This window comes from Streptomyces sp. NPDC027663 (assembly GCF_055566415.1).
Genome location: NZ_JBVHSK010000006.1, coordinates 160,183 through 186,100, shown reverse-complemented (window position 1 = coordinate 186,100; position 25,918 = coordinate 160,183). Strand labels below are relative to the sequence as shown.

Sequence of the window (25,918 nt, the reverse complement as noted above, 5' to 3'; positions counted from 1 at the left end):
ACGCCCGCTTTCCTGCCGAGCGAGTCGGTGGGCGGGTGGGCAAATCCGCACGTACCGTCGAATGCATGAGCCATATAGACGCGGGCGCGGAACTCGACCCTGTGCACCCCGTGGCCCTGCCGTCGACCAGGGCGGCCGGACTGAGCCCCGTCGAAGTGGCGGACCGCGTCGCACGCGGCCAGGTCAACGACGTACCGGTGCGCAGCAGCCGCTCGCTCGGCGAGATCGTCCGCGCCAACGTCTTCACCCGGTTCAACGCGATCATCGGCGTCCTCTGGCTGGTCACGCTGTTCGTGGCGCCGATCCAGGACGCCCTCTTCGGCTTCGTGATCCTCGCCAACACCGGTATCGGCATCGTCCAGGAGTGGCGCGCGAAGCAGACCCTGGACTCGCTCGCGGTGGTCGGGGAGGCCCGGCCGACGGTACGCCGGGACGGGGTGGCGACCGAGGTGGCCACCCATGAGATCGTCCTGGACGACCTCATCGAGATCGGGCCCGGCGACAAGATCGTGGTGGACGGGGTGTGCGCGGAGGCGGACGGTCTGGAGATCGACGAGTCGCTGCTCACCGGCGAGGCCGACCCGGTCGTCAAACGCCCCGGCGACCCGGTCATGTCGGGCAGCTTCGTGGTCGCCGGCAGCGGCGCCTTCGCCGCGACGAGGGTCGGCCGCGAGGCCTACGCCGCCCAGCTCGCCGAGGAGGCGTCCCGCTTCACACTCGTCCACTCCGAGCTGCGCAGCGGCATCTCCACGATCCTCAAGTACGTCACCTGGATGATGGTCCCGGCGGCCGTCGGACTCGTCATCACCCAGCTCGTCGTCAAGGACAACGCCTTCAAGGACGCCGTCGCCCGCACGGTCGCCGGGATCGTGCCGATGGTTCCCGAAGGACTGGTGCTGCTCACCTCCGTCGCCTTCGCCATCGGCGTCATCCGGCTGGGCCGCAAGCAGTGCCTGGTGCAGGAGTTGCCGGCCATCGAGGGGCTGGCCCGGGTCGACACGGTCTGCCTGGACAAGACCGGCACGCTCACCGAGGGCGGCATGGACGTCACCGAGCTGCGCCCGCTGGACGGCGCCGATGAGACGTACGTACGCAAGGTGCTCGGCGCGCTCGGCGAGTCCGACCCGCGCCCCAACGCCTCCCTCCAGGCGATCATCGACGCCTACCCCGACAGCGTGGACTGGCGGTGCGTCGAGTCGCTGCCGTTCTCCTCGGCCCGCAAGTACAGCGGGGCCGCGTTCAGCGAGGGTGACGGCGAGACCAGCACCTGGCTGCTGGGCGCCCCGGACGTCCTGCTCACCGACGGGGACCCGGCCCTCACCGAGACCGAGCGTCTCAACGAGCAGGGGCTGCGGGTCCTGCTGCTGGCCCGGGCGAGCCGGGACCTGGACGACTCCGAGCCGGCCCGGGGCGCCCGCCCCACCGCCCTCGTCGTCCTGGAGCAGCGGCTGCGGGCGGAGGCGGCCGACACCCTGCGCTACTTCGCCGAGCAGGACGTCCGCGCCAAGGTGATCTCCGGTGACAACGCGGTGTCGGTCGGCGCGGTCGCCACCAAGCTGGGTCTGGAGAGCACGGCGGTGGACGCGCGGAAGATGCCCGACGACCGGCCGGGGATGGCACAGGCGCTCGACTCGGCCACCGTCTTCGGGCGGGTCACCCCGCAGCAGAAACGGGACATGGTCGGCGCGCTGCAGTCGCACGGGCACACGGTCGCGATGACCGGGGACGGCGTGAACGACGTGCTCGCGCTGAAGGACGCCGACATCGGGGTGGCCATGGGCTCGGGCTCCGAGGCGACGCGCGCGGTGGCGCAGATCGTCCTGCTGAACAACAGCTTCGCGAGCCTGCCGTCGGTGGTCGGCGAGGGCCGCCGGGTGATCGGCAACATCACGCGGGTGGCGACGCTGTTCCTGGTGAAGACGGTCTACTCGGTACTGCTGGCGCTGCTGGTGGTGTGCTGGCAGGTGGAGTACCCGTTCCTGCCGCGGCACCTGACCCTGCTCTCCAGCCTCACCATCGGCGTCCCGGCCTTCTTCCTGGCCCTGGCACCCAACAAGGAACGGGCGAGACCCCACTTCGTGCGCCGGGTGATGCGGTATGCGGTCCCGGGCGGGGTAGTGGCCGGTACGGCGACCTTCGTGACGTACCTGCTGGCCCGGCACCACTACTCCGGCCCTGGCGCCCTGAACGCGGAGACCAGCGCCGCCACCCTCACGCTGTTCCTGATCTCGATGTGGGTGCTGACGATCATCGCCCGTCCCTACACCTGGTGGCGGGTGGCCCTGGTGGCCACGATGGGGGCGGCCTTCCTGCTGGTGCTCGCCGTTCCCGCCCTGCAGGCCTTCTTCGCGCTGAAGCTGGTCGGCATGACCTTGCCGTGGACGGCGGTCGGTGTCGCGGTGGTGGCGGCGGCCGTCCTGGAACAGCTCTGGAGATGGGTCGGCCGCCGCTTCCCGGAATGAGACCGGTCAGGTGTTACTGCGTCCCCGTCACTGCACGTCGACGAAGTCGCCCGCGGCGCTGACCGCCGGGGTGGTCGTGGTGCCCGCGAAGGAGAAGCGGTAGTAGCCGTCGGCCGTGGCCGTGGTCGTCGTCCGCAGGTTGCCCGTGGAGTCCGTCCTGACGGTCTTCAGCGTGGTGTAGGTGCTGGAGCCCTTCTTGCGGAACTGGAGCTTCACGGACTGGCCGGTGTAGCCGTGGTACTTGTGGTCCTCCCAGTTGGCGCGGGAGAGCTTGCCCGTGACGGTGAGGGTCTTGCCCTTCCTCACCGGCTCCGGGGCGGCGTTGACCGTCAGCGTGGAGTTGCGCTGGACCAGGGTGCTGCCCAGACCGAACTGGACGGCGCTCTTGTCGTTCTCGAAGTCCATGGCGAGGCCCGCGCCGTGCCAGGTTCCGGCCTGGGAGTTGCGCAGCTTCACCTCGGCGTCGGTCTCGCGCGGGTTGATGTCGACCGGGCCCTTGCAGGTGGCCGTGGTCGCCGAGACGTCGACGCAGGTGGCCGGGTTCTCGCCGCCCTGGACGTTCTCCGGCTTGTCGGCGGAACCGCGGTAGATCAGCGGGCCGGTGAGGACGCTGCCGTCGGTGACGTCGATGTCGGCGGCGTGGGTCAGCTTATAGGTGACCCACGTGGTGACCTTGCTGGTCGTACCGACCTTGATCGCCTTGGTGATCTTGAAGTCGGAGAACGACACGTCCAGGTCGCCGATCGGCGCGGCGGTGGCCGTGAAGGCCGCCTTGCCGGACGTGTGCTGTGCGACGACCTCGGCGACCTCGGTGCGGTACGAGGAGTCGCCGTCGGCGGCCTGCGCGGCCGGGACGGCGAAGGCGGAGAGGGCCAGGGCCCCGGAGACGGCGGCCACGGTGGCACGTGTACGCATGAGTGTTCCCCCCTGTGTGGGACGGACAGATGGGTGGTGCGGTGACGCGGTGTGGCCCGGGGCCGTTACTTCACGTCGACGTAGTCACCGCCGGCGCTGACCGCCGGGGTGGTGGACGTGCCCGCGAAGGAGTAGCGGTAGTAACCGTCGGCCGAGGCCTTGACCGTGGTCTTCAGGTTGCCCTTGGAGTCCGACGTGACGGTCTTCAGCGTGGTGTAGGTGCTGGAGCCGCTCTTGCGGAACTGGAGCTTGACCGACTGCGCGGAGTAACCGGAGTACTTGGCCGCGTCCCAGTTGGCCCGGGTCAGCGCACCCGTGACGGTGAGGGTCGCGCCCTTCTTGACCGGCTCCGGCGAGGCGTTGACCGTCAGCTTGGACAGCCGCTGCGCCTGGAAGGTCTTGGCGTTCTCCTTCTTGACGAAGTCGTTGTCGTTGCCCTGGGCGATCGCCCAGACCTTCCAGCTGCCGGCCACCGAGTTGATGAGGTTCTTCCGCGCCGTCAGGGTGTAGGTCGCCTTGCAGGTCGAGGTGGTGGCGTCGACCTTGGTGCAGGCGGAGCGGCCGTCGCTGGTGTTGGCGACGGCACCGCTGTCGGCGTGGTCGATGTCCGCGCCGTGGTACAGGATCCCCTGGGCCCACTCGACGCCCGAGTCGTCCGTGACGGTGAAGGACACGGTGATGGTCTTGGTCCCGGTCGCGCTCACGACGACGGGCTTGCCGCCGTTCACCACGACGTTCGAGATCTTCGTGTCACCACGGCTGTCGTCCGCCGCCTGGGCGGCCGGGACGGCCAGAACGGACAGCGCCAGGGCGCCGATGACGGCAGTACCTGCGGCTCGCATACGCATGAGTGTGTCACTCCGTGATCATGAAGACTGTTGCCGCATGATCAGATCCACGAGACCCCGCACTGGTTGTATGTAACTTTCATCGATCCTCGGCCTTGTGTCCGGGATCACGTTCAGTCGAACCAGCGATCCCTGGCCAGCTCCTCCGTCCGCGACGGGTCCTCCAGCAGGGCGGCCACCTCGAACCGCCGCGGCCACTGCCCCGCGGCCCAGGCGAGACCGGCCGCGACCCCTTCCAGAGTGGCCGCGTGCAGCACACCGTCGTCGGTCAGCCGCCAGTCGATCCCGACGCCGTCCACGACCAGTTCCTCGTGCTCGACGTACGTCTGCGGGGTGCGCGGACCGAGCAGCACCCGCACCGGGTCCGGTACGTCGTGCTCGGTCCCCTCGGAGTGCACCTCGCCGGTGACGGACTCGCTCAGCCGCCGCACCTGGAACAGCTCGGCCAGCTCGGCGGCCCGGCCCGGGCGGACCGGCAGGAGCGGTACACCGGAGGTGAAAGGGAGCAGATCGGGCGAGTCCACGACCACCGCGTCGGCCGCGTCCACGACCTCCACCCGCCCGTCGACCACGGCCCGCAGCTCGTCCGGCAGGGTCACCTGCTCGGGGTCCAGCTCGGCCAGGGCGCCGTACAGGCCGTGCAGCTGGGCCGGGGTGACCGGCCGTGCGGGGTCGGCGAGCCGGTCCAGCAGCTCGGACGCGCCGCCGGGCTCGTCCAGCAGCGAGCCGACGGAGGTGCGCACCCCGAGCGCCCGCAGCACCTGCTCGTCCTCGAAACCGGTGGCGTCGGCCTCGTCGTACAGGCCACGCAGCAACGGGTCACCGCCGGCCGCGAGCAGACCCGCGGGGCGGCGGCCGTCGAGCACCGGGTGCCCGCGCAGCCACCAGGCGGTGTACGGCCGGACGACCTCGTGGGTGCCGTCGGGCAGCAGGATCCGCACCGGCTGGGTGAGGGCGTCGCGCAGCGGCGGCCGGGCGAGCAGGGCGAGGGCCTGCGGCCAGTGCTCGTCGTCCACCAGGTCCAGGTCGCGTACGGCGACCAGTTCCGTGGCGACCGGCGGCACCGGGCTGTCCGGGAAGCGGTCGAGGATGTCCTCGCACCACACGTCCACCGCGTCCAGCAGACCCGCGTCGTCCGGCTCGGCGAAGTCGCCCTCCCGGGGCTCCAGTTCGTCCGGGTCGAGGACGACGTCGGTGGCGCGGACGAGGGCGAAGTCCGCCAGCACTCCGCAGGCGGCCAGCGGCTGCTCACCCCACTTCTGGGCCAACTCGGCGTCCACCGCAGCCAGTTCGTCTTCACGGATCACCTGGGCGAAGGGGCTGCCGGGGAGCACCAGCTCACCCGCCGGGGCGAGTTCCCCGTCCTCGTCGGGCAGCGCGAGCACGCCCAGCCACGGCTCGTCACCCGGCTCCAGTCCGGCATCGCGCACCAGGGCGAGGACGGTGTCGGCCAGTTCCTCGGCGTCCGGGGCGTCCTCCTCCCAGTCGATCCCGCCCTCGTCGTCCAGAGAGGCGGCCACGGCGGCCCGTACCTGCGGGGTGGTCAGCACCGCGCGCGGGCTCGCGGGCAGCGCGCCCAGCTTCTCCAGCAGCGGGTGTGCGGCATCGCCGTGGGCGACCTTCAGCCCGAGCCGGCCGAGGATCTCCGGGTCGACGGGGGTGGCGTCCGGGGCGGGCAGGAGCACCTGGCGGGGCCCGATGGTCGTACGGCCGTCCGCCAGGGGTACCGGCAGCCCGGACAGCCGGTCCGGATCGACCCCGGCGAGGCTGTCGTAGAGCCGCCACCACCACTCGGGGTCCTTCTCCAGCCCGGCGAGGCGGTCGACGGCGTCGGCGAGCGGCAGCCGGGCGACCCCGAGGGTGCGCAGCTCCACGCGCCGCTCAAGACCGGCCGGGAGCAGGGTCGGCAGCACCTCCGCGAGCACCCGCACGGTGTCGGCCCCGGCCCCCTCCACGACCTCGGCGTCCCGCGGGCGCAGGGCTTCGGGCAGCTCGTCGTCGCCGCCCTTCGCCTCCACTGCCGGGGGCAGGAAGGCGGTCCGCGGCAGCCGCTCCAGCACGGCCTGGCGCAGCGCCCCGTCCAGTTCGCCCCTGCCGAGCGGCCCGGGCACGAGGTCGATGATCCCGTCCGTGACCGGCCGCCACTCGGCGAGCAGCTCGGCGTAGGCCTCGGCCGCGCGCTGCACCAGGAAGTCGGTCAGGGGGCCCCGGGCCGCGTGCCGGCGGGTGGTGTCCAGCGGGAAGGAGGCGATGAGCAGCGCCGGCACGCCGAGGGGTTCGTCGCTCGGGGTCGGGGCGTGGACGACCGCGCTGGTACGGGGGCGTACCGGGGCGCCGTAGGCGTCGACGGGCACGGCCCAGGTCACCGACCAGTGCGGACGCAGCCGTTCCTCGACCGGCCGGTCGGCGAGCAGGTCGGGCGTGAGCGGCCCGTGGGCGGACGCGGTACGCCAGTTGGTGATGCCGTCGCGGGAGTCCTCCACGACCGTGAAGGGCCCGTCGGTACGCCGGCTGAGGGTGCGCGGATCCTGGCCGTCGATCTCCACGACGACCTCCGCCAGCCCCGGCAGGGCGAGGAGCAGGGCGTCGTCGACGCCGGCGAGCAGCCGCTCGGCGAGATCGGCGGCGGCAGCGTCCCGCAGCGGCAGGATGACGGCGGTGTCGTACGGCTCCGGAGCGGTGCCCTCGGCGGCGAAGGGCAGCCGGAGCAGGGGCACGTGTCCGTCCCGGCGCCGAACCTCGTCCCCGAGCCCGGGGCTGTGGCGGGCGGTCCCGGCAGCCAGTTCCCGGGCCTCGGCGAGGGACCAGCGGACCCCGCCGTGGCGGCCCACGATCGCGGGTTCGTCGGTCACCGCGAGCACGGCGGCGAACCCGACTCCGAACCGGCCGACGGCGCCGTGCGTGGTCTCGGTGTCCCGCTTCGCGGAGGCGCGCAGCGTGGAGAGCGACTCGACGCCGGCCGCGTCCAGCGGTGCGCCGGTGTTCGCGGCGACGAGCACGCCGTCGCGGAGGGTGAGGCGCAAACGTCCGGGTGTCTTCGCCCGTGCGGCGGCGTCGGCGGCGTTCTGGGCCAGCTCGACCACCAGCCGGTCCCGGTACCCGCCGAGGACGAGGTCCTCCTCGGCATTGGCGTCCTCCCGGAACCGGGCGGGGCTGGTCGCCCAGGCGTCGAGGACACCGCGGCGCAGACGGGCCGTCCCGAAGGGGTCGGCACCCTCGGCCGCCGGCCGCACGAACTTGCTCACGTTCACTCCACTCCTCCGCGTGAGGACGAAGGTACAGCGCGGGCGGCCCGGGCAGCGCAGGGGCGTGAGGGCTGTGAAGCCGGAAGGCAACCAACGCGGACGGCGGGGTAGGCGGAAAGCACCCCGTCCGTTCGCACGAAAGTGGTGCTCGTCCCATGGCCCAGACACGAGACGTCGTCGAACTCATCCTCCAGGATCACCGGCGCATGGAGGAACTGTTCCGCCTGATGCGCAGCGTGGAGGCCGACCGGGCCGCCGCGCTGGAGGAGTTCGCCGACCTGCTGATCGCCCATGCGCTGGCCGAGGAGGCCAAGGTCTATCCGGCCCTGAAGCGGTACAAGAACATCGACGACGAAGAGGTCGAACACGGCGAACACGAGCACGACGAGGGCAACCAGGCCCTTCTGGATCTGCTCGAGGTCGAAGAGGTCGGCTCCGAGGACTGGGACGAGAAGCTCGAGGAGCTGGTGAAGGCCGTCACGCACCATGCCGACGAGGAGGAACGCACCATCCTCAACGGCGCGCGCGAGAACGTGGCGATGGAGCGGCGCGAGGAGCTGGGCGTGGCGTTCCTCCAGGAACGTGAGCGGCAGCTGAAGGCCGGCTGCGGCTCGGTGGACAACGTGCGCGGCATCGTCGGCTCCTGAATCGTCGGCTCCTGACCGGAGGCCCGGCCCGGGACATCCGGCGCGGGACGCCCGCCGTCCCGCGCCGGCGTCAGGGCCGCCCCTGCCCCGCGCCAGATCCGCCTCACTCGGCGTCACGACCCCGGCCCGGCGTCAGGACCTCTCCGCACCGCGTCAGGGCCTCCCCGCACCGCGTCAGGGCCCCGGCCCGGGGTCCGGTCGCACGGTGCGGCCCAGACCGGCGCGTGCCGCCTCCAACTGCGCGGCGAACGCGATGCCCAGGAACAGGGCCACACCCGTCAGGTTGGCCCACAGCAGCAGGGCCACGAACGCCGTGAGGGGCCCGTACACGGCACCGAAGGAGCCGCTGTGGGAGACGTAGAGCGCCAGCAGCCACGTCGAGGTGACCCACAGCACCAGGTGGACGGCGGAGCCGAACGCCAGCCAGGTGTAGCCGGGCTGGTCCCGCCGCGGAGACCAGCGGAAGACGACGGCGGAGGCGACCCAGGCGAGGGCCGTTCCCACGGGCACCTCCAGGGCGCCCCACCACGACGGGGGCCCGGGCCGGCCCAGCGCCTCGGTCGTCGCGGCGGTCACGGCCTGGCCGGCGACCAGGACGACGAAGCCCAGCACCATGGGCACGCCGGCGGCGAAGGCGAGCAACACGGCCCTGCCGTACTTCCGGGGGAAGGGCCGGTCCCGTTCGATGCCGTAGATGCGGTTGGCGCCCCGTTCGACCTGCCCCATGGCCGAGGCCAGGTTGAGGACCGAGAACACCAGCCCCAGGCAGAGCGCGACCGTGCTCCACGGGCCGGAGCCGGCGGTGCGGCGGGTGCCGCGCAGTGCGTCCCGGACCACGTCCGCGCTGGCGCCCGGCACGATCCGCCCCAGTGTCAGCTCGACGACCCGCCCCACGCTGTCGGTGTGCGCGACCGCGGCGAGGCCGACGAGGGCGATGGTGAAGGGCACCATGCCCAGCACGATCTGGAAGCCGAGAGCGCGGGCGTTGGTGAAGCCGTCGGCGTAGCGGAACCGGGAGAAGGCGTCGAGCAGCAGTCGCGTGCCCCCGTAGCGCCGCAGGGCGGTGAACGCCTCGTCACCGGAGAGCTCGTCCCCGATCATGTCCCGTGTCTGCGGAACATGGACCACCGTCCCCATGGTCTGCGTCTCCCCTCACCTGCCGCACCGGCGTCCGGCGGTCCGGAGCCGGCCACGGGCCGGCGTCCGTCCCGGGACCCCACCGCTGTCTTTCTCCGCATGCCCGCGCCGGACGGAGGCAGACGCGGTACATGACCGGCGGGCGCCCGCCGCCCCGCCGACGGGTACGGTCTCCACGGCCGTTCCTTTCCGTACGCCGCGAGACAGGAAGGCGATCACGTGGTCGAACTGCTCCTGGGACCGCTGCTCAGGTACACCGACGGCTCGTGCGCGACCGTGTGGGCCGAGACGAGCGGGCCCTGCACGGCGCAGGTGCGCTGCTCGGACGGGGCGAGCGGCACGGCTTCCACCTTCCAGGTGGCCGGGCACCACTACGCGCTCGTCACGGTGACCGGGCTCGAACCGGGCACCTCACCCTCCTACGAGGTGTTCCTGGACGACACCCCGGTGTGGCCCCTGCCCGACTCCCCGTTCCCGCCGAGCGTCATCCGCTCGCCCGGCACCGGCGACACCGTCCGCGTCACCTTCGGATCGTGCCGCTGGGCCGCGCCCCCGGCCGACGACAAGGACCCGGTCGGCCCCGACGCCCTCGACACCCTCGCCATCCGGCTGGCGGCCGATCCCGAAGCCGAGCGCCCCGACGTCCTGCTGCTCCTCGGCGACCAGGTCTACGCCGACGAGACCTCCGAGGAGACCCGGCGCTGGCTGGCCGCCCGCCGCGACCTCGACCGCGCACCGGGCGCCCAGGTCACCGACTACGAGGAGTACTGCCACCTGTACCACGAGTCCTGGCTCGACCCCGAGATCCGCTGGCTGCTGTCGACCGTGCCCAGCTTCATGATCTTCGACGACCACGACATCGTGGACGACTGGAACACCTCCGCCGCCTGGCTCGCCGACATGCGCACCACCGACTGGTGGCAGGAACGGCTGCTGAGCGGCCTGATGTCCTACTGGGTCCACCAGCACCTGGGCAACCTCTCCCCCGCCGAACTGGCCGACGACCCGACCTGGGCCGCCGTGAGCGCCGCGCCGGACGGCACGGACGTGCTGCGCGCCCTCGCCGAGCGGGCCGACGCCGACTCCGCCTCGGTGCGCTTCAGCTACCGGCGCGACTTCGGCCGGGTGCGGGTGGTGATGGTGGACTCCCGGGCCGCGCGAGTCCTGGCCGAGGACCGCCGCGCCATGCTCGACCCCGGCGAGGCCGCCTGGCTGCGCGAACAGGTCCTGGCCGACGAGGGAGCCTACGACCACCTCCTGATCGGCACCTCCCTGCCGTGGCTGCTGCCGCACCTGGTGCACGACGCCGAGGCATGGGACGCGGCCCTGTGCGCCGGAGAACGGGGCGAGCGCTGGGCCCGTTTCGGCGAGTGGCTGCGCCGCGGAGCCGACCTGGAGCACTGGTCGGCCTTTCCCCGCTCCTTCGCCGGCCTCGCCGCTCTCATCGCCGAGGCCGGGACCGCACGGGACGCCCCGGCGACCGTGTGCGTCCTGTCGGGCGACGTCCACCACGGCTACCTCGCCCAGGCGTCCTGGCGGTCCGGCGGCCCTTGCGTCCCCGTCTTCCAGCTCACCTGCTCACCCGTGCACAACTCGGTGCCCCTGACGATGAGGATCGGCTTCCGCTTCGGCTGGAGCGCACCGGCCCGGCTGCTCGGCCGGCTCCTCGCCCGGCACGGCCGGTGCGCCCGCCCACCGGTGCGCTGGCGGAAGAAGGGCGGCCCGTGGTTCGGCAACCAGCTCATGACCCTGACCCTGCGCGGCCGTTCGGCCCGCCTGCGCCTGGAACGCACCGGCGAGGACGAGACCCTGCACACCGTCCACGAGGCCGCGCTGACCCCCGGGTAGTCCACGCCGGACGGCGTGCGAAGCGCCGCCCGCGAAGAGAGCGCCTGCGCCCGGCTGGTGCCGTCCCGGAGCCCGACGATGCCGGCGCGGCGCAGCGCCTGCCGGCTGGTGCCGTCTGCCAGCCCGACGATGCCGGCGCGGCGCGGCGCCTGCGCCCGGCTGGTGCCGTCTCCCAGCCCGGCGATGCCGACGCGGCACCCGGCCCGTCACCCCGCGGGACGGGGTGGGCCGGGGTGCGCGCGGAAGGTCAGGAGTGGCCGAGTTCCGCGGTCTCGTCGTCGCCCGTCTCCGGGACCGAGCCGGAGTCGCGGGCCGGGCGGAGCGGGAAGGGGTCGACCCGGGTCTCGTCGATGACCGGCGCGGCCGGCTGCGGGGGCTTCGGCATGACCGCCGCCTCCGAGTGGCCGCCGCAGCCGTAGGCGAAGGAGACCACCCGGCCGTCGGCGGGCGAGAACTCGTTGGCGCAGACGCCGAAGGCCTGGCCGAGGGAGCCGCCGATGGGGTTGAGGAAGCCACAGCTCATGCAGGTGGCCGGGGCCGCCTGGGCCATGGCGGTCTTGGGGCCGAAGGACTCCTCCCAGCGGTCCGCGGCGACGTGCAGGCCGTAACGGGACAGGACGCGTGCCCGGCGCATGCCGAGTTCCTCGGCGACCGCGGCGATCGAGCCACGGGACGGGGTCGTCGGCTGGGTGGCGGGGGCGCCCGGGGTGACGTCGGCGTCCTCGGCCTCCGCCAGCTCCCGCACCGGCTCGGACACCACCGAGTTCGGCGGGGGCTCCTCGTCGGCCGTGTAGCCGGGCTCCAGGCGCAGGTCGTCCTGGTCGGTGGGGAGCAGGTCGCCGGGGCCGAGATCGCCGGGGCGCAGCCGCTCGCTCCACGGGACCCACTCCGGGGCGAGCAGGGCGTCGGGGCCGGGGAGCAGGACCACCTCGTCGAGCGTGACGATCTTGGCGCGGGAGGCCCGGGCCACCGTCACCGCCCAGCGCCAGCCCCGGTAGCCCAGTTCCTTGCACTCGAAGAAGTGCGTGACAACACGGTCGCCCTCCGACACCAGGCCGGCGTGCTCGCCGACCACGCCGGGCGCGGCGGCCTCCTCTGCGGCGGCTCGGGCGAGGTCGAGGGCCTCGGCGCACAGACGGTCGGGGGTGCGGCTTCGCGTTGTCGCTGCGCTCACAGGTATCGCTTCTCTCCTACGCCGTCTCGTCGAGTGCGGCTGCCTCCGGCGGTTTCGCGAACGGAGCGGACCTGGGGACCGCATCGACGTCTGCATCCGCGCGCCTGGGCGCACCTCTGCCATCCATTCTGCGTTATGGCTGAGACAGGCACGCTACACCGGACGGGATTCGTCGTTTTTCCCACCCGCCCACCTGGCCCCGCCGACCGGAAGGCGACGGCCCGGTTCCAGGAAGTAGTACGCCGCCATACGCGCCGTATCCGCACTATCCACCCCCTTCTCGGGGCACTATGAACGTCGTGGCAGCCGCGGACAAGGCAAGTGGTCGGGGCGGCGGTTCGGGCCGGGTGGGTGGTGCCGTCCGCGCGGTCGGCCGTGCCCTGCAGTCTCCCGTCACCGGCACGGCGCGGGGCATCCGCAGAGTCACGCATGCGCACGGGGCGGGCGAGTCGGGTCTCGGCAAATTGATCGAGCTGCACGCCGTGAACGGCGCCGGGGACGTCATGATCACCGTGGCGCTCGCCTCCACCGTGTTCTTCTCCGTGCCCACCGACGAGGCGCGGGGCCGCGTCGCGCTCTATCTCGCCATCACCATGGCGCCGTTCACGGTCCTCGCGCCCGTCATCGGCCCGCTGCTGGACCGCCTGCCGCACGGGCGGCGCGCGGCGATGGCCGGGGCGATGCTCGCGCGGGCGCTGCTCGCGCTGGTCATCTCGGGGGCGGTGGCGAGCGGCGGCCTGGAGCTGTACCCGGCCGCGCTGGGCGTGCTGGTGGCGTCCAAGGCGTACGGCGTGGTCCGCAGCGCGGTCGTGCCGCGGCTGCTGCCGCCCCGGTTCTCGCTCGTGAAGGCCAACTCCCGGGTGACCCTTGCCGGACTGCTGGCCACCGGTGCCGCCGCGCCGATCGGGGCGGGGCTGCATGCCGTCGGCGATCCGTGGCCGCTGTACGGCGCCTTCGTCATCTTCGTCGCCGGTACGTTCCTGTCGTTCTCGCTGCCGCCCACGGTGGACTCGGCCGGGGACGAGGACGTGGCGCTGCTCGCGGCCGACGAGGAGCATCTGCGCGGGCCGCGCCGGAAAGCGACCAAGCGGCCGGGGCTGCGGACCGTGGGGCCCGCCGTCACCCACGCGCTCGGCGCCAACGCCGCCCTGCGCTGCCTGTCCGGCTTCCTGATCTTCTTCCTCGCCTTCCTGCTGCGCGAGCACCCGCTGACCGGGGAGAGCGCGGCGGTGTCGCTGGGGATAGTGGGAGTCGCGGCGGGTGTGGGAAACGCCCTCGGCACGGCCGTGGGGGCCTGGCTCAGATCACGTGCGCCGGAGGTCATCATCGTCACCGTCGTCGCGGTGGTCCTCGGTGCCGCGATCGTCGCCGCCGTGTTCTTCGGGGCGCTGCTGGTGGCCTGCCTCGCCGCGGTCGCCGGGTTCGGGCAGGCGCTGGCGAAGCTGGCGCTGGACGCGCTGATCCAGCGGGACGTGCCGGAGCTGGTGCGCACCTCGGCGTTCGCCCGCTCGGAGACGCTGCTGCAGATGGCGTGGGTCCTCGGCGGCGCGGTCGGCATCGTGATGCCGCTCAACGGCACGGTCGGGCTGATGGTCGGCGCCGCGTTCGTGACCGTCGGCTGGCTGTCCACGCTGAAGGGGCTGCTGGCCTCGGCCCGGCACGGCGGGCGGACGCGGGCCCGGGTGGCGTAATGGTCCGGCCACCGTGTCGCCCGCCCCGGGCGCACCTGGCGTAACGAACCGGGCACGCCGACCCCACGTGGGCGGACGGCTCCGGGCGCCCGATAGCCTTCGGCCATGACCACGCTGCCCCGCGGCGAAGCCGCTGATGTACCACGCGTTGTGCGACGCCGCCGCGCCGTCGCCGTCGCCGGCGCCGTTTCCGCCGGACTGCTCGTCCTGTCGGCCTGTGACAAGCCGACGCCCGTCGCGACGCTCACCGTCGGCCAGGACTCGGTCAACTCCGAGGCTCTCTGCTACAACGACGGCAAGGCGCTGGACGCCAAGTCGCTGGACGAGTGCCTCAAGAAGGCCGAAGACGCCAAGTCGATCAAGGTCGGCCAGGACCAGACCGTCCGCATCGGCGTGGACCCGGAGATCGCGAAGCAGGGCTGGGTCGTGCTGGTCAACGGCCGCCCGGCCAGCGATCTCAGCGAGGAGACGTACCGCACGATCCCGAGCAGCGTGTTCTTCAACGTCCAGTACGGCACGCAGGGCGAGACCAACACCCTCGCGATCCAGAGCGGCGAGAAGTCCAAGAAGGGCCTGTGGACCTTCAAGCTGAAGAAGGCCTGACCACGACTTCGGTACCCGTACTCGTGGCCACCGCGGTTCCCGTCGAGCGGGACGCGGTGGCCCGGGCACTGCCCGGAGCGGCCGAGGACGTACGGCTGCCGGGCGCGGCCCTGTGCCGTACGGCCGCGGGCTGGGACCTGCTCGCCGCCGGCGTCGGCCCGGCGCTCGCCGCCGCCTCCACCGCCGGCGCACTCACCGCGGCCGCGCTGGCCGGCCGCCCCTACGGCCTGGTCGTCTCGGCCGGGATCGGCGGCGGCTTCCAGCCCGGGGCGCCCGTCGGCTCGCTCGTCGTCGCCGACGAGATCACCGTCGCCGATCTGGGCGCCGAGACCGCCGACGGCTTCCTTCCGATCACCGAACTCGGTTTCGGGACCGTCACCCACCGCCCGCCGATTTCACTCGTACGAGTCGCGTCCGCGGCCACCGGCGCCCGTACCGGCACGGTCCTGACCGTCTCCACGGTCACCGGCACCGCCGCCCGCGCCGCCGCCCTGCGCGCCCGGCACCCCGGCGCGCTCGCCGAGGGCATGGAGGGGTTCGGGGTGGCGGAGGCGGCCGCCGCGCACGGGGTGCCCGTGCTGGAGATCCGCGCGGTCTCCAACCCGGTCGGACCGCGCGACCGTGCCGCCTGGCGCATCGGCGACGCCCTGGCCGCGCTCACCGAGTGCTTCGGGAAGCTCGGGCCCGCACTGAAGAGTTGGAACGCACATGAGCACTGAGCCGCTGCAGATCGCGTACTCCCCCTGCCCGAACGACACCTTCGTCTTCGACGCCCTCGCCCACGGCCGCGTCCCCGGCGCCCCCGCGCTGGACGTGACCTTCGCCGACATCGACATCACCAACGGCATGGCCGAGCGCGGTGAGTTCGACGTCCTGAAGGTGTCGTACGCCGTCCTGCCGTACGTCCTCGACGAGTACGCGCTGCTGCCGTGCGGCGGCGCGCTGGGCCGGGGCTGCGGGCCGCTGGTGCTCACGCGGGAACCGGAAAGCGGGGGCACGTCCCTGCCCGGGGGAAGCGGAGAACCCGGAGGGCTGACGGGCCGTAGGGTCGCGGTACCGAGCGAGAGGTCGACGGCCTACCTGCTGTTCCGTCTCTGGGCCGCGGAAACGCTGCCCGGCGGGGTCGGCGAGATCGTGGTCATGCCGTTCCACGAGATCATGCCGGCCGTGCGGGACGGCAAGGTGGACGCGGGGCTGGTCATCCACGAGGCCCGGTTCACCTACCGCGACTACGGGCTGCACAAGCTCGCCGACATGGGCGAGCACTGGGAGCGGACCACCGGGCTGCCGATCCCGCTGGGCGCGATCATCGCCAAGCGCGCGCTGGGCGCCGGGACGCTGGGCCTGCTCGCCGACTCCGTCCGGGCCTCCGTGCGAGCCGCCTGGGACGACCCGGAGGCCTCCCGGCCCTACGTCATGGCACACGCCCAGGAGATGGACCCGGCCGTCGCCGACCAGCACATCGGCTTGTACGTCAACGAGTTCACCGCCGGCCTCGGCGAGGACGGCTACGCGGCGGTCCGGGGACTGCTCACACGTGCGGCGGCCGAGGGGCTCGTCCCGCCCCTCGGCCCGGATGCGCTCGCGTTTCCCTGACGGGTGCCGCGGGTCCTAGACGTCCAGCTGGTCGGCGACCGCGCGGAGCAGACCGGCGATCTTCTTCCCGGAAGCCTTGTCCGGATAACGGCCCTTCTCCAGCATCGGCGTGATGTTCTCCAGCAGGGTCGTCAGATCCTGCACGATCGAGGCCAGCTCGTCCGGCTTCTTGCGCTGCGCGGCGGCGACCGACGGCGTCGGGTCCAGCACGATCACCGACAGCGCCTGGTCGCCGCGCTGACCGGCGACGACACCGAACTCCACGCGCTGTCCCGGCTTGAGCACATCGACTCCGGCGGGGAGAACCGAGGAATGGACGAAGACGTCACCGCCGTCGTCGCGGGAGAGGAAGCCGAAGCCCTTCTCGCTGTTGAACCACTTGACCTTGCCGGTAGGCACGTCTGTCCTCGTCCTCGTACTCGTCGGGAAAACTACTTCGGAAACGGCTCTTGATAGCACTGGAGCGGGTCGACCACGACCCGCCGTAACCAAGCGCTCCCAAGGCTAATGCTCTTCGGGCGGGTGACAAGACGTCCCCCGGTTGTTCTCTCGCGCAGGGAACTACCCTGGTCCGGTGCGTGACAAAACCCAAACGAATTCCGCCGCGCCCGGTGACCGACTGATCCGCGCCGGTGCCGTCGTCTTCTTCCTCGGGGCCGTGGCCACCCTCGTCACGGTGGCTCCGCTGCTTCTCGGCGCGAAGCCTTTTCCGGCTTACATGTTCGGTCTGAGCATGCTCATGGGCGTCGGATTCCTCGTCGCCGGCGCCGGTGTGCTGCGGTCGGCCGCCGCCGGCCGGCGTCAGGCGCGGGGCGCCGGCCGGTAACCGGCGAGCCAGGCCGGGAAGGCGGACAGGTCCTCCAGGACGACGTCCGCCCCGGCCGCGTGCAGTTCGCCGGCCGGGCAGGGACCGGTCGCGACGGCGACCGAGAACGCACCTGCGGTACGCGCCCCGCGCACGTCCCCGACATGGTCGCCGACGTACACGCCCGCGCCGTACTCGCGCAGCGCCAGCGCCTTCTGCTCGGCCCACAGGTCACCGACGACCACATCCGGCTCGATGCCCAGGTGGGCCAGGTGCAGCATGGCGTTCGGCTCGTACTTCGCCGTCACCACCATCGTCCGCCCGCCGGCCGCCCGCACCGCGTCCATCGCCTCCCGGGCGCCGGCCATGGCGGGCGTCGCGGCGATGGCTATGGACGGGTACATCTCCCGGTACAGATCGGCCATCGCCGGCACCTGCTCCGCCGGGAACCAGTGCACCAGTTCCTCGGCGAGCGGCGGCCCGAGCCGGGTCACCGCCAGATCGGCGTCGATGAACGCCCCCGTCCGCTCCGACAGGGCGAGGTAACAGGCACGGATGCCCGGCCGGGAGTCGATGAGGGTCATGTCGAGGTCGAATCCGACGGTCAGGGTGTGAGCCATGGGGGACATTCTGCCGGGCACCGCCGACGATGAGGCCGCACGGGTTCGGCCCACGGGGGTGACCGCCGGCTCCCGGGCGCGAACACATGCCGCCCACCCGCGCAGTTCCCCACGCCCCTCGAACACGCTGCAGTGCCCTACCTCAGAGACGCGGCCAACTACGACCTAGCCCAGGGGCGCGAGGCACTACGACCTACCCCAGGTGCGCGAGGAACTGCGCGACCAAGCACGACACACCCGCACCCGAAAACCCACCAAGGCCGGTCCCACCCCAGGGGCGCGGGGAACTGCGCGACCAGGCACCACACACCCGCACCCGAAACCCACCACAAGCCCCCGCCAGACGTCCCGCACCCCACAAAACACCCAAGGCCGGTCCCACCCCAGGGGCGCGGGGAACTGCGCGACCAAGCACGACGCACCCGCAGCCGGACACGCGCCGCCCCTCCCCCGGCGTCAGCTCTTCTTCTGTGAGCGCCAGACCAGGTACAGGGCGGACGCCACGGCCGCCCCCCGCACCACCCACGGCCAGGTGCCGGCGACCGCGTCACTCATGTGCCCCTGGACGATCGGCTCGCCCCAGCGGCCCTCGTTGCGGCCCCACAGCCACACCAGTCCGCCTGCGACCGCGGCACCCGGCAGCACCATCACCGCCCACTTGGTCTCCGCGGGCGTCAGCCGGCGGGAGCCGTAGGCGATCACCCAGCCCAGGAGCAGGGCGAACCAGTTGCCGAGCACGGCGCCGGCGACCAGCGCGGCGGCGGCCAGCAGCAGGAGGGGGTTGGACCAGCCGGACAGCAGTCCACGGGCCGCCCCGTCGGGCTGTGCCGCCGTTTTCCGGGCCGGCAGCAGACCCAGCAGCCGGCGGGGCGGTGCCGCTGTGGGCGCCGGTGCGGTCTCGGCGGCGCCGGCAGCGGGGCCGGTCTTCCGGGCGGCAGCCTCCGCGGCAGCCTCCCCTGCGGCCTCCTGCGGCGGGCGTCTGAGCAGTTCCGGGATCTCCACGCCGCCGACGAAGCCCGGCACCGGGTCGATGTCCGCCGAGGGGCCGCCCGTGCTCACCCGCCACCAGTCGGGCGGTACGGCGCTGTCCCCGAGTTCGTGCGCGGCGGCGAGGTGCGGCGGGGACGGGATGTCCCGCGGGGCGGCCGGCTGGGGCTCGGCGGCGCGCGGGCGCGGCACGACCCGGCGCAGCCCCTTCGGCCGCTCCTCCTGCGCCGGCTCCGGCGACCGCTCCCGGACGGAGGGCTGCGCCGGTACGGCGGCTGCGGGCGGCTGCGGGACACCGGCGGTACCGCCCGCCGCCTCGACCACCTCGTCCGGGCTGCCCAGGCGGTCCAGGATGCGGCGGACGGCGGCCGGTGAGTCCACCGTCGCCTGCGACCGGGACCGGTCGATCTCGTTGCGCAGCTCCGACACGAGCCGCATCCGTGTGGCCGACGGCAGCTGCCGCCGCTGAGCGATGTCACCGACGCGGCTCAGATACTCGTAGACGACCTGGTCGCTCTCAATACCCACGAAGTCCCCTCCGGGGCGGGTGCGTTGCGTTACCCCGTGGTGACGAAGGTAGCGCAGGCCGGCCCCGACCGGCCCGCCCGGCGTTCTCGGGACGCGGTCCTTCGGCTGAACCGCCGGAGGTAACCCGCTACCGTTGGCCGGATGAGCCCCGAGGCCCACTCAGCCCCTCGGTCCCTCGCGGAGGCGCTCCGCGCGCGGGACGACGCCTCCCTGGCCGCGCTGCTGCGCAGCCGCCCGGACCTCATCACCCCCGTCCCGACCGATCTCACCCAGCTCGCCACCCGCGCCGGCACCCGTGCCTCGGTGCTGCGCGCCCTGGAGCGGCTGGACCGGTTCGCGCTGCAGACCGCGGAGGCCCTGGCCGTGGCCCCGGACCCGGCCTCGTACGACATGCTGCTCGGGCTGATGGCCGGGGACGCCGGGGACGAGACGGTGGCCGGGGCGCTGCCGCGTGCCGTCGCCACCCTGCGCGAGCAGGCGCTGGTGTGGGGCGCCGACGACCGGCTGCGACTGGTGCGCACCGCCCGCGAGCTGCTCGCCCCGTCGGCGCAGCATCCCTCCCCGACCGGGCTCGGGCCCTCCGTGCAGGAGGCCACCTCGGGCATGTCACCGGGACGGATCCAGGAGATCGTGACGGCGGCCGGTCTGCCGTCGACCCACGACTCGGTGTCCGCCGCGGCCGCGCTGACCGCACTGTTCACCCACCGCAAGAAGATGGCGAAGCTGCTCGCCGGAGCCCCGGAGGGCGCCCGCGAGGTGCTCTCCCGGCTGGTGTGGGGGCCGCCGTACGGGCAGGTGACCCCGGATCCCGCGGCACATCTGCGCTGGCTCCTCGACCGCGGTCTGCTGCTGCCGACCGCACCCGGCACGGTCGTGCTGCCCCGCGAGGTGGCCCTGCATCTGCGTGAGGGCCGCGCCCACCGCAGCCCCGAGCCGCTGCCGCCCGCGGTGGCGCCGGCCGCGGCCCACGGCCCGCAGGTGGTGGACGCGACCGCGGCCGGGCAGGCGTACACCGCCCTGGCCACCGTCGAGGAGCTGCTGAAGGACTGGGACGAGGGCGGGCCGACCGTGCTGCGGGCGGGCGGGCTCAGCGTCCGCGACCTGAAACGGACCGCCGTGGCGCTGGACGTGTCCGAGCCGGAGGCCGCCTTCTGGGCCGAGCTGGCCTACGCGGCCGGTCTGATCGCCTCCGACGGCGAGGCCGACGAGCGGTACGCCGCCACCCCCGCCTACGACGAATGGCAGGACCTGCCCCCGGCCGAGCGCTGGGCCTGGCTGGCCCAGGCCTGGCTGGCGGCCACCCGCACACCGGGGCTCGTCGGCGGCCGGGACGCCAAGGACCGCACGCTGTCGACGCTCGGGCCGGGCCTGGACCGGTCCGCCGCGCCCGAGGTGCGGCACCGGGTGCTGTCCCTGCTGGCCGGACTGCCGCAGGGCGCGGCCCCGGACGCCGAGTCGGTGCTGGCCCGGCTGCGCTGGGAGCGACCGCTGCGCGGTGCGAAGCCGGACGGCGAGGACGATCTGCGTTCCCGGCTCGCCCGCTGGACCCTGTCCGAGGCGGAGCTGCTGGGCGTGACAGGGCGGGGTGCCCTGTCGGCCCACGGGCGTGCCCTCTTCGGGGCACCGGCCGCCGCAGCCACCAGGTCCGGCGCCCCCGCCGCCGGCTCCGCAGCCGGCTCCGGCTCCGGCTCCGGCTCCGCCGAGACCGTCGGGCCCGGGGACAAGCTCCCGGTGCACCACCACCGGCCGGCCGACCGGCCCGCGCCGCTGCCGGCCGCCGATCAGGCCGTCGCGACCGCCGCCGCGGCCCGGCTGCTCGCCCCGCTGCTGCCCGAGCCCCTGGACCACGTGCTGCTCCAGGCCGACCTGACGGCCGTCGCGCCCGGCCCGCTGCGGCGTCCGCTCGCCGACATGCTGGGTGTGCTCGCGGACGTGGAGTCCAAGGGCGGCGCGACCGTGTACCGGTTCACGCCCGCGTCCGTGCGCCGCGCCCTGGACGCCGGCCGGACCGCCGCCGACCTGCACGCCTTCCTCGCCGAGCACTCCCGCACCCCGGTACCGCAGCCGCTCGCCTACCTGATCGACGACGTGGCCCGCAGACACGGCCATCTGCGGGTCGGCGCGGCCTCCGCGTACGTGCGCTGCGACGACGACACCCTGCTGAACGAGATCCTCGCCGACAAGCGCGCCGCCGGCCTGCGGCTGCGCCGGCTCGCCCCGACCGTGCTGGCCGCCCAGACCGACCCGGCGACACTGCTGGAGGGGCTGCGCGGGATGGGATACGCCCCCGCGGCCGAGTCCGCCGAGGGCGATGTGCTGATCACCCGCGCCCACGCCCACCGCACCCCGCCGCGCGCCGCGCCCGAGCCGGTGCCGGACGGCCCGCCGCCGCCCGACGCCACGCTGCTCGCGGCGGCGATCCGGGCGATCCGGGCCGGTGACCTGGCCGCCACCGCGCCGCGCAAGCCCGCCGGCGAGCCCCTCGCGGGCGGTGAGCTGCCCCGCACCTCGTCCGCCGAGACCCTGGCCACCATGCAGGCCGCCGTCCTGACCGGCGAGGCCGTGTGGATCGGCTACGTCAACGCCGACGGTGCCGCCAGCCAGCGCGTCATCGCCCCGATCCGGGTGGAGGGCGGCTTCGTGACGGCGTACGACCACACCGCGGACGAGGTGCGGACGTATCCGCTGCACCGGATCACCGGGGTCGCCGAGCTGGCGGAGGACTGAGTCCGCCTCAGCACCCCACGAGCCCCGGCCCGAGCCTCAGCACCCCGCAGACCTCAGCACCCCGCGAGTCTGAACCCCCGCAAGCCTCAGCAGCCCGCGAGCCTGACACCCCGCAAGCCTCACCGTTCGCCGGCCTCACCAACCCCCGAGCCTCAGCACCCCGCAGGCCTCACCGTTCGCCGGCCTCACCGGCCCCGAGCCTCAGCACTCCGTGACCGGCGCGTCCGCGGGCAGGTGGAAGCGGCCCCGGGCGGCGGCCTCCAGGTCGGCGAACGGCACCGCGTCGTCGGCATCGGGTTCGGCGAAGAAGCTGAAGTGTTCCTGCACCCATTCCGCGTTTCCCTCGCCGTCCGGCGCCTCCTCGCGCGCCACCACGCGATAGCCGCCGGCCGCGCCCGCGTCCCGCCGCAACCGCACCACCTGCGGGACGACGGAGCCGGAGCACTCCACCAGGGCGCCCCTGCGCACGCCGTACTCCTGGCAGGCCGTGGTCACGCCCGCCCGTACGGAACCGTCGCGCTCGTCGAGATCCCGTGCCGTCGCCCGGCAGAACCACTGCGCCCGGAGGCCGGGCTCCGTCTCCCCGTACCCGCTGCCCTCGGCGTCGGTCACCAGGCGGGCCTCGATCACCGGCCGCACCTCGTCCCACAGCCCCGTGTCCAGGTTCCCCGGCCACTGCGCCCAGGTGGCGGTGGCGGCCAGCACCACCACGGCGCCGGCGCCGGTCGCCCATCTGCCTGCCGACATCCCGTGATCTCCTCACCGCGCCGCCGACGCGCCGCCTTTGCCGGTCAAGACACCCGAGAGGAGGGCGGGGTTGCCCACCGGTCCTTCGTCCCGGGCCGGCCGCGGGTGCATCCTGGGCCTCGGGGCAACCCCGTCCGATGATGCACACTGGACGTTTGGCCGTCGTGAAAGGGTGTGCCGCGCGTGAATGGTCCGCTGATCGTCCAGTCCGACAAGACCCTGCTTCTGGAAGTCGACCACGAGCGGGCCGACGACTGCCGCCGTGCCATCGCGCCCTTCGCCGAGCTGGAGCGGGCGCCGGAGCACATCCACACCTACCGGGTCACCCCGCTCGGCCTGTGGAACGCGCGCGCCGCGGGACACGACGCCGAGCAGGTCGTCGACGCCCTGGTGCAGTACAGCCGCTACCCCGTACCGCACGCCCTGCTCGTGGACATCGCCGAGACGATGGACCGCTACGGCCGCCTCACCCTCACCAAGCACCCCGCGCACGGACTCGTCCTCAGCACCACCGACCGCCCGGTGCTGGAGGAGGTGCTGAAGTCCAGGCGGATCGCCCCGCTGGTCGGCGCCCGCATCGACCCGGACACCGTGGCCGTGCACCCCTCCGAGCGGGGCCAGATCAAGCAGACCCTGCTCAAGCTGGGCTGGCCGGCCGAGGACCTCGCCGGGTACGTCGACGGCGAGGCGCACCCGATCGAGCTGCTGGAGGACGGCTGGGCGCTGCGCCCGTACCAGAAGCAGGCGGTGGAGAACTTCTGGCACGGTGGCAGCGGCGTCGTCGTGCTGCCCTGCGGCGCCGGGAAGACGCTGGTCGGCGCCGGCTCCATGGCGCAGGCCAAGTCCACCACCCTGATCCTGGTCACCAACACCGTCTCCGCCCGCCAGTGGAAGCACGAACTGGTGAAGCGGACCTCGCTGACCGAGGACGAGATCGGCGAGTACAGCGGGACGCGCAAGGAGATCCGTCCCGTCACCATCGCCACCTACCAGGTCCTCACGACCAGGCGGAAGGGCGTCTATCCGCACCTGGAGCTGTTCGACTCACGGGACTGGGGCCTGATCGTCTACGACGAGGTGCATCTGCTGCCGGCTCCCGTCTTCAAGTTCACCGCCGACCTGCAGGCACGCCGCCGGCTGGGGCTCACGGCCACCCTCGTCCGCGAGGACGGCCGGGAGTCGGACGTGTTCTCCCTCATCGGGCCCAAGCGCTTCGACGCGCCCTGGAAGGAGATCGAGGCGCAGGGCTACATCGCGCCCGCCGACTGCGTCGAGGTCCGCGTCAACCTCACGGACTCCGAGCGGTTGGCGTACGCCACGGCCGAGACCGAGGAGAAGTACCGCTTCTGCTCCACCACCGCCACCAAGCGGAAGGTCACGGAGGCCATCGTCCGCCGGTTCGCCGGGCAGCAGATCCTCGTCATCGGCCAGTACATCGACCAGCTCGACGAGCTGGGCGAGCATCTGAACGCGCCCGTCATCAAGGGCGAGACGTCCAACGCCCAGCGCGAGAAGCTGTTCGACGCCTTCCGCGAGGGAGAGATCAGCGTGCTCGTCGTCTCCAAGGTCGCCAACTTCTCCATCGACCTGCCGGAGGCCACCGTCGCCATCCAGGTGTCCGGCACCTTCGGCTCCCGCCAGGAGGAGGCCCAGCGGCTCGGCCGGGTACTGCGCCCGAAGGCCGACGGCCACCAGGCGCACTTCTACTCGGTCGTCGCCCGCGACACGATCGACCAGGATTTCGCCGCCCACCGGCAGCGCTTCCTGGCCGAGCAGGGCTACGCCTACCGCATCATGGACGCGGACGAGATCCTGGCCGAAGGCTAGGGGTCCCGGGAGGACGGGGCCTAGAAGAAGGCGTGGTACTCCATCCAGCCCGTGGTCCTGCCGGACTTGCCGTAGTACCAGTCGCCGCCCTTCGCGGTGCAGTAGACGCGCACGTTGCTGCCCGCGAACACGGACTTCTTGACCTTGGACTTGAAGCTCGGGCTGGTGTGCATGTCGGCGTGGTCCCACTGGACGACCTGCAAGGTCTTGTCCTTGATGTTCTTGGTGCACGCGGAGGAGCCGACGGCGGAGGCGCCGGGCGCGGCCAGGACGGTGGCGCCGAGGGCGAGTGCGGTGGCGGCGGTCAGACCGGTCACCGCCTTGCGGATCGAAAGGGTCGAGAAGGGCATTCCTGTTTCCCCGTTTGCTCGGTCGAAAGGATCGGACAACGGCCGATCATGCTGCCATAAGAGATCAGCAGCCCGATCACCAGGATGGGGTATGCGGCTGCCAACGGCTGCTGCCACCAGGGCAGTTCCAGGTCGAGGGCGCCCTCGTGGGGCAGCAGCCACATCGTGCGGGTGGTGAAGACGAGGGCCACCAGCGCCGCCGTACGGGTACGGCCCTCCGCCAGCAGTACCGCGAGGAGCGGGACGCACCACACCCAGTGGTGGGTCCAGCTGATCGGGCAGACCAGCAGGGCCGTGAACGCGGTCAGCAGGATGCCGTGGCTCTCGTGGCGGGCCCGGCCGGCCAGCACCGAGCCGGTCACGGCGAGCGCCGCTGCGGGGAGCGCCCAGGCGAGACCGGGCGCGGGGTCGTGCAGGACCCGTGCGATCAGCCCCTGCAGGGACTGGTTGTCGACGATCCACACCTTGCCGACCCGGCCGGTCTCGTACAGGCGCCGGGTCCAGAAGTCGGTGCTCGCGACCGGGAGCAGCAGGATGCCGAGCAGGACCGTGGCCGCGAAGCCGGCGGTCGCCGTGGCCGCCTCTCTCCTGTGCCCCCGCAGGAGCAGGAGGACCACGAAGAGGGCGGGGGTGACCTTGATGCCGGTCGCGAGGCCGAGGGCCAGGCCCCTGGCGCGGGCGCCGGGGGGCCGGGTCAGGTCCCACAGGACCAGGCAGGCGACGGCCAGGTTGATCTGGCCGAACGAGAACGTCTGGAAGACCGGTTCGAGCCAGAGGGCGAGGGCGGTGGCGGTGCAGAGGAGGGGCAGGGACAGGGTGCGGTGCGCGAGCCGGGCGGAGAGGGCGACGAGGGCGACGAGCAGGAGCGCGTTGCCCGCCAGGGACGCCGCCTTCAGGGCGGATACGGGGATCCAGTTTGCGGGGACGAAGAGGATCGCCGCGAACGGCGGGTAGGTCGCCGGGAGGTGCCACTTCGTGACCGTGAAGCCGTACAGGTCGGTGCCGTGGAGCACGGCCGCGCCCTCGGCGCGGTAGACGAGCAGGTCGGTCATCGTGGCGTCGTGCAGGACGCAGAGGACGGTGAACGAGGCGAGGGAGACGGCGAGGAGGGTCAGGGCAGGGAGGCAGGGCGTCACCGTCCGTTTATGCACGGATATAACC

21 protein-coding genes are annotated in these 25,918 nt (G+C 73.0%); 10 read left to right on the top strand and 11 right to left on the bottom strand.

The window, feature by feature from the left end; all coding sequences use genetic code 11:
• The first annotated feature begins 65 nt into the window (after nucleotides 1-65).
• A complete protein-coding gene (locus ACZ4SF_RS18665; protein ID WP_468385298.1) occupies nucleotides 66-2,462 on the top strand; it encodes an HAD-IC family P-type ATPase in 2,397 nt (798 codons plus the stop codon).
• Nucleotides 2,463-2,489: 27 nt separating this feature from the next.
• Here the strand turns inward: ACZ4SF_RS18665 and ACZ4SF_RS18660 are convergent, their stop codons facing one another.
• The 3 genes from ACZ4SF_RS18660 to ACZ4SF_RS18650 all read right to left on the bottom strand — a co-directional run bounded on the left by ACZ4SF_RS18660 (nucleotide 2,490) and on the right by ACZ4SF_RS18650 (nucleotide 7,470).
• On the bottom strand, nucleotides 2,490-3,377 hold the full coding sequence (locus ACZ4SF_RS18660) for a hypothetical protein (protein WP_468385295.1): 888 nt from the start codon (nucleotides 3,375-3,377) through the stop codon (nucleotides 2,490-2,492).
• A 65-nt stretch (nucleotides 3,378-3,442) separates the two neighbouring features.
• Nucleotides 3,443-4,225, bottom strand: a complete 783-nt coding sequence (locus ACZ4SF_RS18655) for a calcium-binding protein (RefSeq protein WP_468385293.1) — start codon at nucleotides 4,223-4,225, stop codon at nucleotides 3,443-3,445.
• 113 nt (nucleotides 4,226-4,338) lie between these two features.
• Entirely contained in the window at nucleotides 4,339-7,470 is a 3,132-nt protein-coding gene (locus tag ACZ4SF_RS18650) for a sacsin N-terminal ATP-binding-like domain-containing protein (protein ID WP_468385290.1), read from the bottom strand.
• A gap of 155 nt (nucleotides 7,471-7,625) precedes the next feature.
• Between ACZ4SF_RS18650 and ACZ4SF_RS18645 the strand changes: the two genes are divergently transcribed.
• The gene (locus tag ACZ4SF_RS18645; RefSeq protein ID WP_468385288.1) at nucleotides 7,626-8,117 is read left to right on the top strand and encodes a hemerythrin domain-containing protein; all 492 of its coding nucleotides are present in this window, start codon (nucleotides 7,626-7,628) and stop codon (nucleotides 8,115-8,117) included.
• Between the two features lie 174 nt (nucleotides 8,118-8,291).
• On the opposite strand, the gene ACZ4SF_RS18640 is transcribed toward ACZ4SF_RS18645, so the two are convergent.
• Nucleotides 8,292-9,254: a YihY/virulence factor BrkB family protein gene (locus tag ACZ4SF_RS18640; protein WP_468385285.1), complete on the bottom strand. Its 963-nt coding sequence runs from the start codon at nucleotides 9,252-9,254 to the stop codon at nucleotides 8,292-8,294.
• Nucleotides 9,255-9,473: 219 nt separating this feature from the next.
• Here ACZ4SF_RS18640 and ACZ4SF_RS18635 point away from each other — a divergent pair, with 219 nt between their 5' ends.
• Nucleotides 9,474-11,102, top strand: a complete 1,629-nt coding sequence (locus ACZ4SF_RS18635) for an alkaline phosphatase D family protein (RefSeq protein WP_468385282.1) — start codon at nucleotides 9,474-9,476, stop codon at nucleotides 11,100-11,102.
• Between the two features lie 247 nt (nucleotides 11,103-11,349).
• Here ACZ4SF_RS18635 and ACZ4SF_RS18630 read toward each other — a convergent pair whose 3' ends face one another.
• Nucleotides 11,350-12,276, bottom strand: coding sequence for a DUF3027 domain-containing protein (locus ACZ4SF_RS18630; RefSeq protein WP_468385279.1), 927 nt, complete (start codon nucleotides 12,274-12,276; stop codon nucleotides 11,350-11,352).
• Between the two features lie 290 nt (nucleotides 12,277-12,566).
• Here ACZ4SF_RS18630 and ACZ4SF_RS18625 point away from each other — a divergent pair, with 290 nt between their 5' ends.
• The 4 genes from ACZ4SF_RS18625 to ACZ4SF_RS18610 all read left to right on the top strand — a co-directional run bounded on the left by ACZ4SF_RS18625 (nucleotide 12,567) and on the right by ACZ4SF_RS18610 (nucleotide 16,166).
• Nucleotides 12,567-13,967 (top strand): MFS transporter, encoded by a 1,401-nt coding sequence (locus tag ACZ4SF_RS18625; RefSeq protein WP_468385277.1) that lies wholly within the window; start codon nucleotides 12,567-12,569, stop codon nucleotides 13,965-13,967.
• A gap of 105 nt (nucleotides 13,968-14,072) precedes the next feature.
• Complete coding sequence (locus tag ACZ4SF_RS18620) at nucleotides 14,073-14,570, top strand: DUF2771 domain-containing protein (protein ID WP_468385274.1); 498 nt, start codon at nucleotides 14,073-14,075, stop codon at nucleotides 14,568-14,570.
• A gap of 23 nt (nucleotides 14,571-14,593) precedes the next feature.
• Nucleotides 14,594-15,289, top strand: a complete 696-nt coding sequence (locus ACZ4SF_RS18615; protein WP_468385972.1) for a futalosine hydrolase — start codon at nucleotides 14,594-14,596, stop codon at nucleotides 15,287-15,289.
• On the top strand, nucleotides 15,279-16,166 hold the full coding sequence (locus tag ACZ4SF_RS18610; RefSeq protein ID WP_468385271.1) for a 1,4-dihydroxy-6-naphthoate synthase: 888 nt from the start codon (nucleotides 15,279-15,281) through the stop codon (nucleotides 16,164-16,166). Before ACZ4SF_RS18615 ends, ACZ4SF_RS18610 begins: the two co-directional genes overlap by 11 nt.
• 15 nt (nucleotides 16,167-16,181) lie before the next feature.
• On the opposite strand, the gene ACZ4SF_RS18605 is transcribed toward ACZ4SF_RS18610, so the two are convergent.
• Nucleotides 16,182-16,565 (bottom strand): cold-shock protein, encoded by a 384-nt coding sequence (locus ACZ4SF_RS18605; protein WP_468385268.1) that lies wholly within the window; start codon nucleotides 16,563-16,565, stop codon nucleotides 16,182-16,184.
• A gap of 175 nt (nucleotides 16,566-16,740) precedes the next feature.
• Here ACZ4SF_RS18605 and ACZ4SF_RS18600 point away from each other — a divergent pair, with 175 nt between their 5' ends.
• The gene (locus ACZ4SF_RS18600) at nucleotides 16,741-16,992 is read left to right on the top strand and encodes a hypothetical protein (protein ID WP_468385265.1); all 252 of its coding nucleotides are present in this window, start codon (nucleotides 16,741-16,743) and stop codon (nucleotides 16,990-16,992) included.
• Here the strand turns inward: ACZ4SF_RS18600 and ACZ4SF_RS18595 are convergent.
• Entirely contained in the window at nucleotides 16,968-17,600 is a 633-nt protein-coding gene (locus ACZ4SF_RS18595) for an HAD family hydrolase (protein ID WP_468385263.1), read from the bottom strand. The two genes, ACZ4SF_RS18600 and ACZ4SF_RS18595, sit on opposite strands and share 25 nt — an antisense overlap.
• Nucleotides 17,601-18,047: 447 nt before the next feature.
• Nucleotides 18,048-19,106, bottom strand: coding sequence for a hypothetical protein (locus tag ACZ4SF_RS18590; protein ID WP_468385260.1), 1,059 nt, complete (start codon nucleotides 19,104-19,106; stop codon nucleotides 18,048-18,050).
• Nucleotides 19,107-19,247: 141 nt separating this feature from the next.
• Between ACZ4SF_RS18590 and ACZ4SF_RS18585 the strand changes: the two genes are divergently transcribed.
• Nucleotides 19,248-21,833, top strand: a complete 2,586-nt coding sequence (locus tag ACZ4SF_RS18585; RefSeq protein ID WP_468385258.1) for a helicase-associated domain-containing protein — start codon at nucleotides 19,248-19,250, stop codon at nucleotides 21,831-21,833.
• 201 nt (nucleotides 21,834-22,034) lie between these two features.
• Here ACZ4SF_RS18585 and ACZ4SF_RS18580 read toward each other — a convergent pair whose 3' ends face one another.
• Nucleotides 22,035-22,580 (bottom strand): hypothetical protein, encoded by a 546-nt coding sequence (locus tag ACZ4SF_RS18580; protein WP_468385255.1) that lies wholly within the window; start codon nucleotides 22,578-22,580, stop codon nucleotides 22,035-22,037.
• 183 nt (nucleotides 22,581-22,763) lie between these two features.
• On the opposite strand from ACZ4SF_RS18580, the gene ACZ4SF_RS18575 reads away from it, so the two are divergent.
• Nucleotides 22,764-24,407, top strand: coding sequence for a DNA repair helicase XPB (locus ACZ4SF_RS18575; protein ID WP_468385252.1), 1,644 nt, complete (start codon nucleotides 22,764-22,766; stop codon nucleotides 24,405-24,407).
• Nucleotides 24,408-24,427: 20 nt separating this feature from the next.
• Here the strand turns inward: ACZ4SF_RS18575 and ACZ4SF_RS18570 are convergent, their stop codons facing one another.
• Both ACZ4SF_RS18570 and ACZ4SF_RS18565 read right to left on the bottom strand, forming a co-directional pair.
• Nucleotides 24,428-24,757 (bottom strand): SH3 domain-containing protein, encoded by a 330-nt coding sequence (locus ACZ4SF_RS18570; protein ID WP_468385250.1) that lies wholly within the window; start codon nucleotides 24,755-24,757, stop codon nucleotides 24,428-24,430.
• The gene (locus tag ACZ4SF_RS18565) at nucleotides 24,721-25,908 is read right to left on the bottom strand and encodes a glycosyltransferase 87 family protein (RefSeq protein ID WP_468385247.1); all 1,188 of its coding nucleotides are present in this window, start codon (nucleotides 25,906-25,908) and stop codon (nucleotides 24,721-24,723) included. Before ACZ4SF_RS18565 ends, ACZ4SF_RS18570 begins: the two co-directional genes overlap by 37 nt.
• Nucleotides 25,909-25,918 lie beyond the last annotated feature (10 nt).

Coding starts and splice junctions, on each gene's coding strand:
- ACZ4SF_RS18665 (WP_468385298.1), top strand. CDS start 66: ATGAGCCATATAGACGCGGGCGCGGAACTCGACCCTGTGCACCCCGTG.
- ACZ4SF_RS18660 (WP_468385295.1), bottom strand. CDS start 3,377: ATGCGTACACGTGCCACCGTGGCCGCCGTCTCCGGGGCCCTGGCCCTC.
- ACZ4SF_RS18655 (WP_468385293.1), bottom strand. CDS start 4,225: ATGCGTATGCGAGCCGCAGGTACTGCCGTCATCGGCGCCCTGGCGCTG.
- ACZ4SF_RS18645 (WP_468385288.1), top strand. CDS start 7,626: ATGGCCCAGACACGAGACGTCGTCGAACTCATCCTCCAGGATCACCGG.
- ACZ4SF_RS18640 (WP_468385285.1), bottom strand. CDS start 9,254: ATGGGGACGGTGGTCCATGTTCCGCAGACACGGGACATGATCGGGGAC.
- ACZ4SF_RS18625 (WP_468385277.1), top strand. CDS start 12,567: ATGAACGTCGTGGCAGCCGCGGACAAGGCAAGTGGTCGGGGCGGCGGT.
- ACZ4SF_RS18620 (WP_468385274.1), top strand. CDS start 14,073: ATGACCACGCTGCCCCGCGGCGAAGCCGCTGATGTACCACGCGTTGTG.
- ACZ4SF_RS18610 (WP_468385271.1), top strand. CDS start 15,279: ATGAGCACTGAGCCGCTGCAGATCGCGTACTCCCCCTGCCCGAACGAC.
- ACZ4SF_RS18595 (WP_468385263.1), bottom strand. CDS start 17,600: ATGTCCCCCATGGCTCACACCCTGACCGTCGGATTCGACCTCGACATG.
- ACZ4SF_RS18585 (WP_468385258.1), top strand. CDS start 19,248: ATGAGCCCCGAGGCCCACTCAGCCCCTCGGTCCCTCGCGGAGGCGCTC.
- ACZ4SF_RS18580 (WP_468385255.1), bottom strand. CDS start 22,580: ATGTCGGCAGGCAGATGGGCGACCGGCGCCGGCGCCGTGGTGGTGCTG.
- ACZ4SF_RS18570 (WP_468385250.1), bottom strand. CDS start 24,757: ATGCCCTTCTCGACCCTTTCGATCCGCAAGGCGGTGACCGGTCTGACC.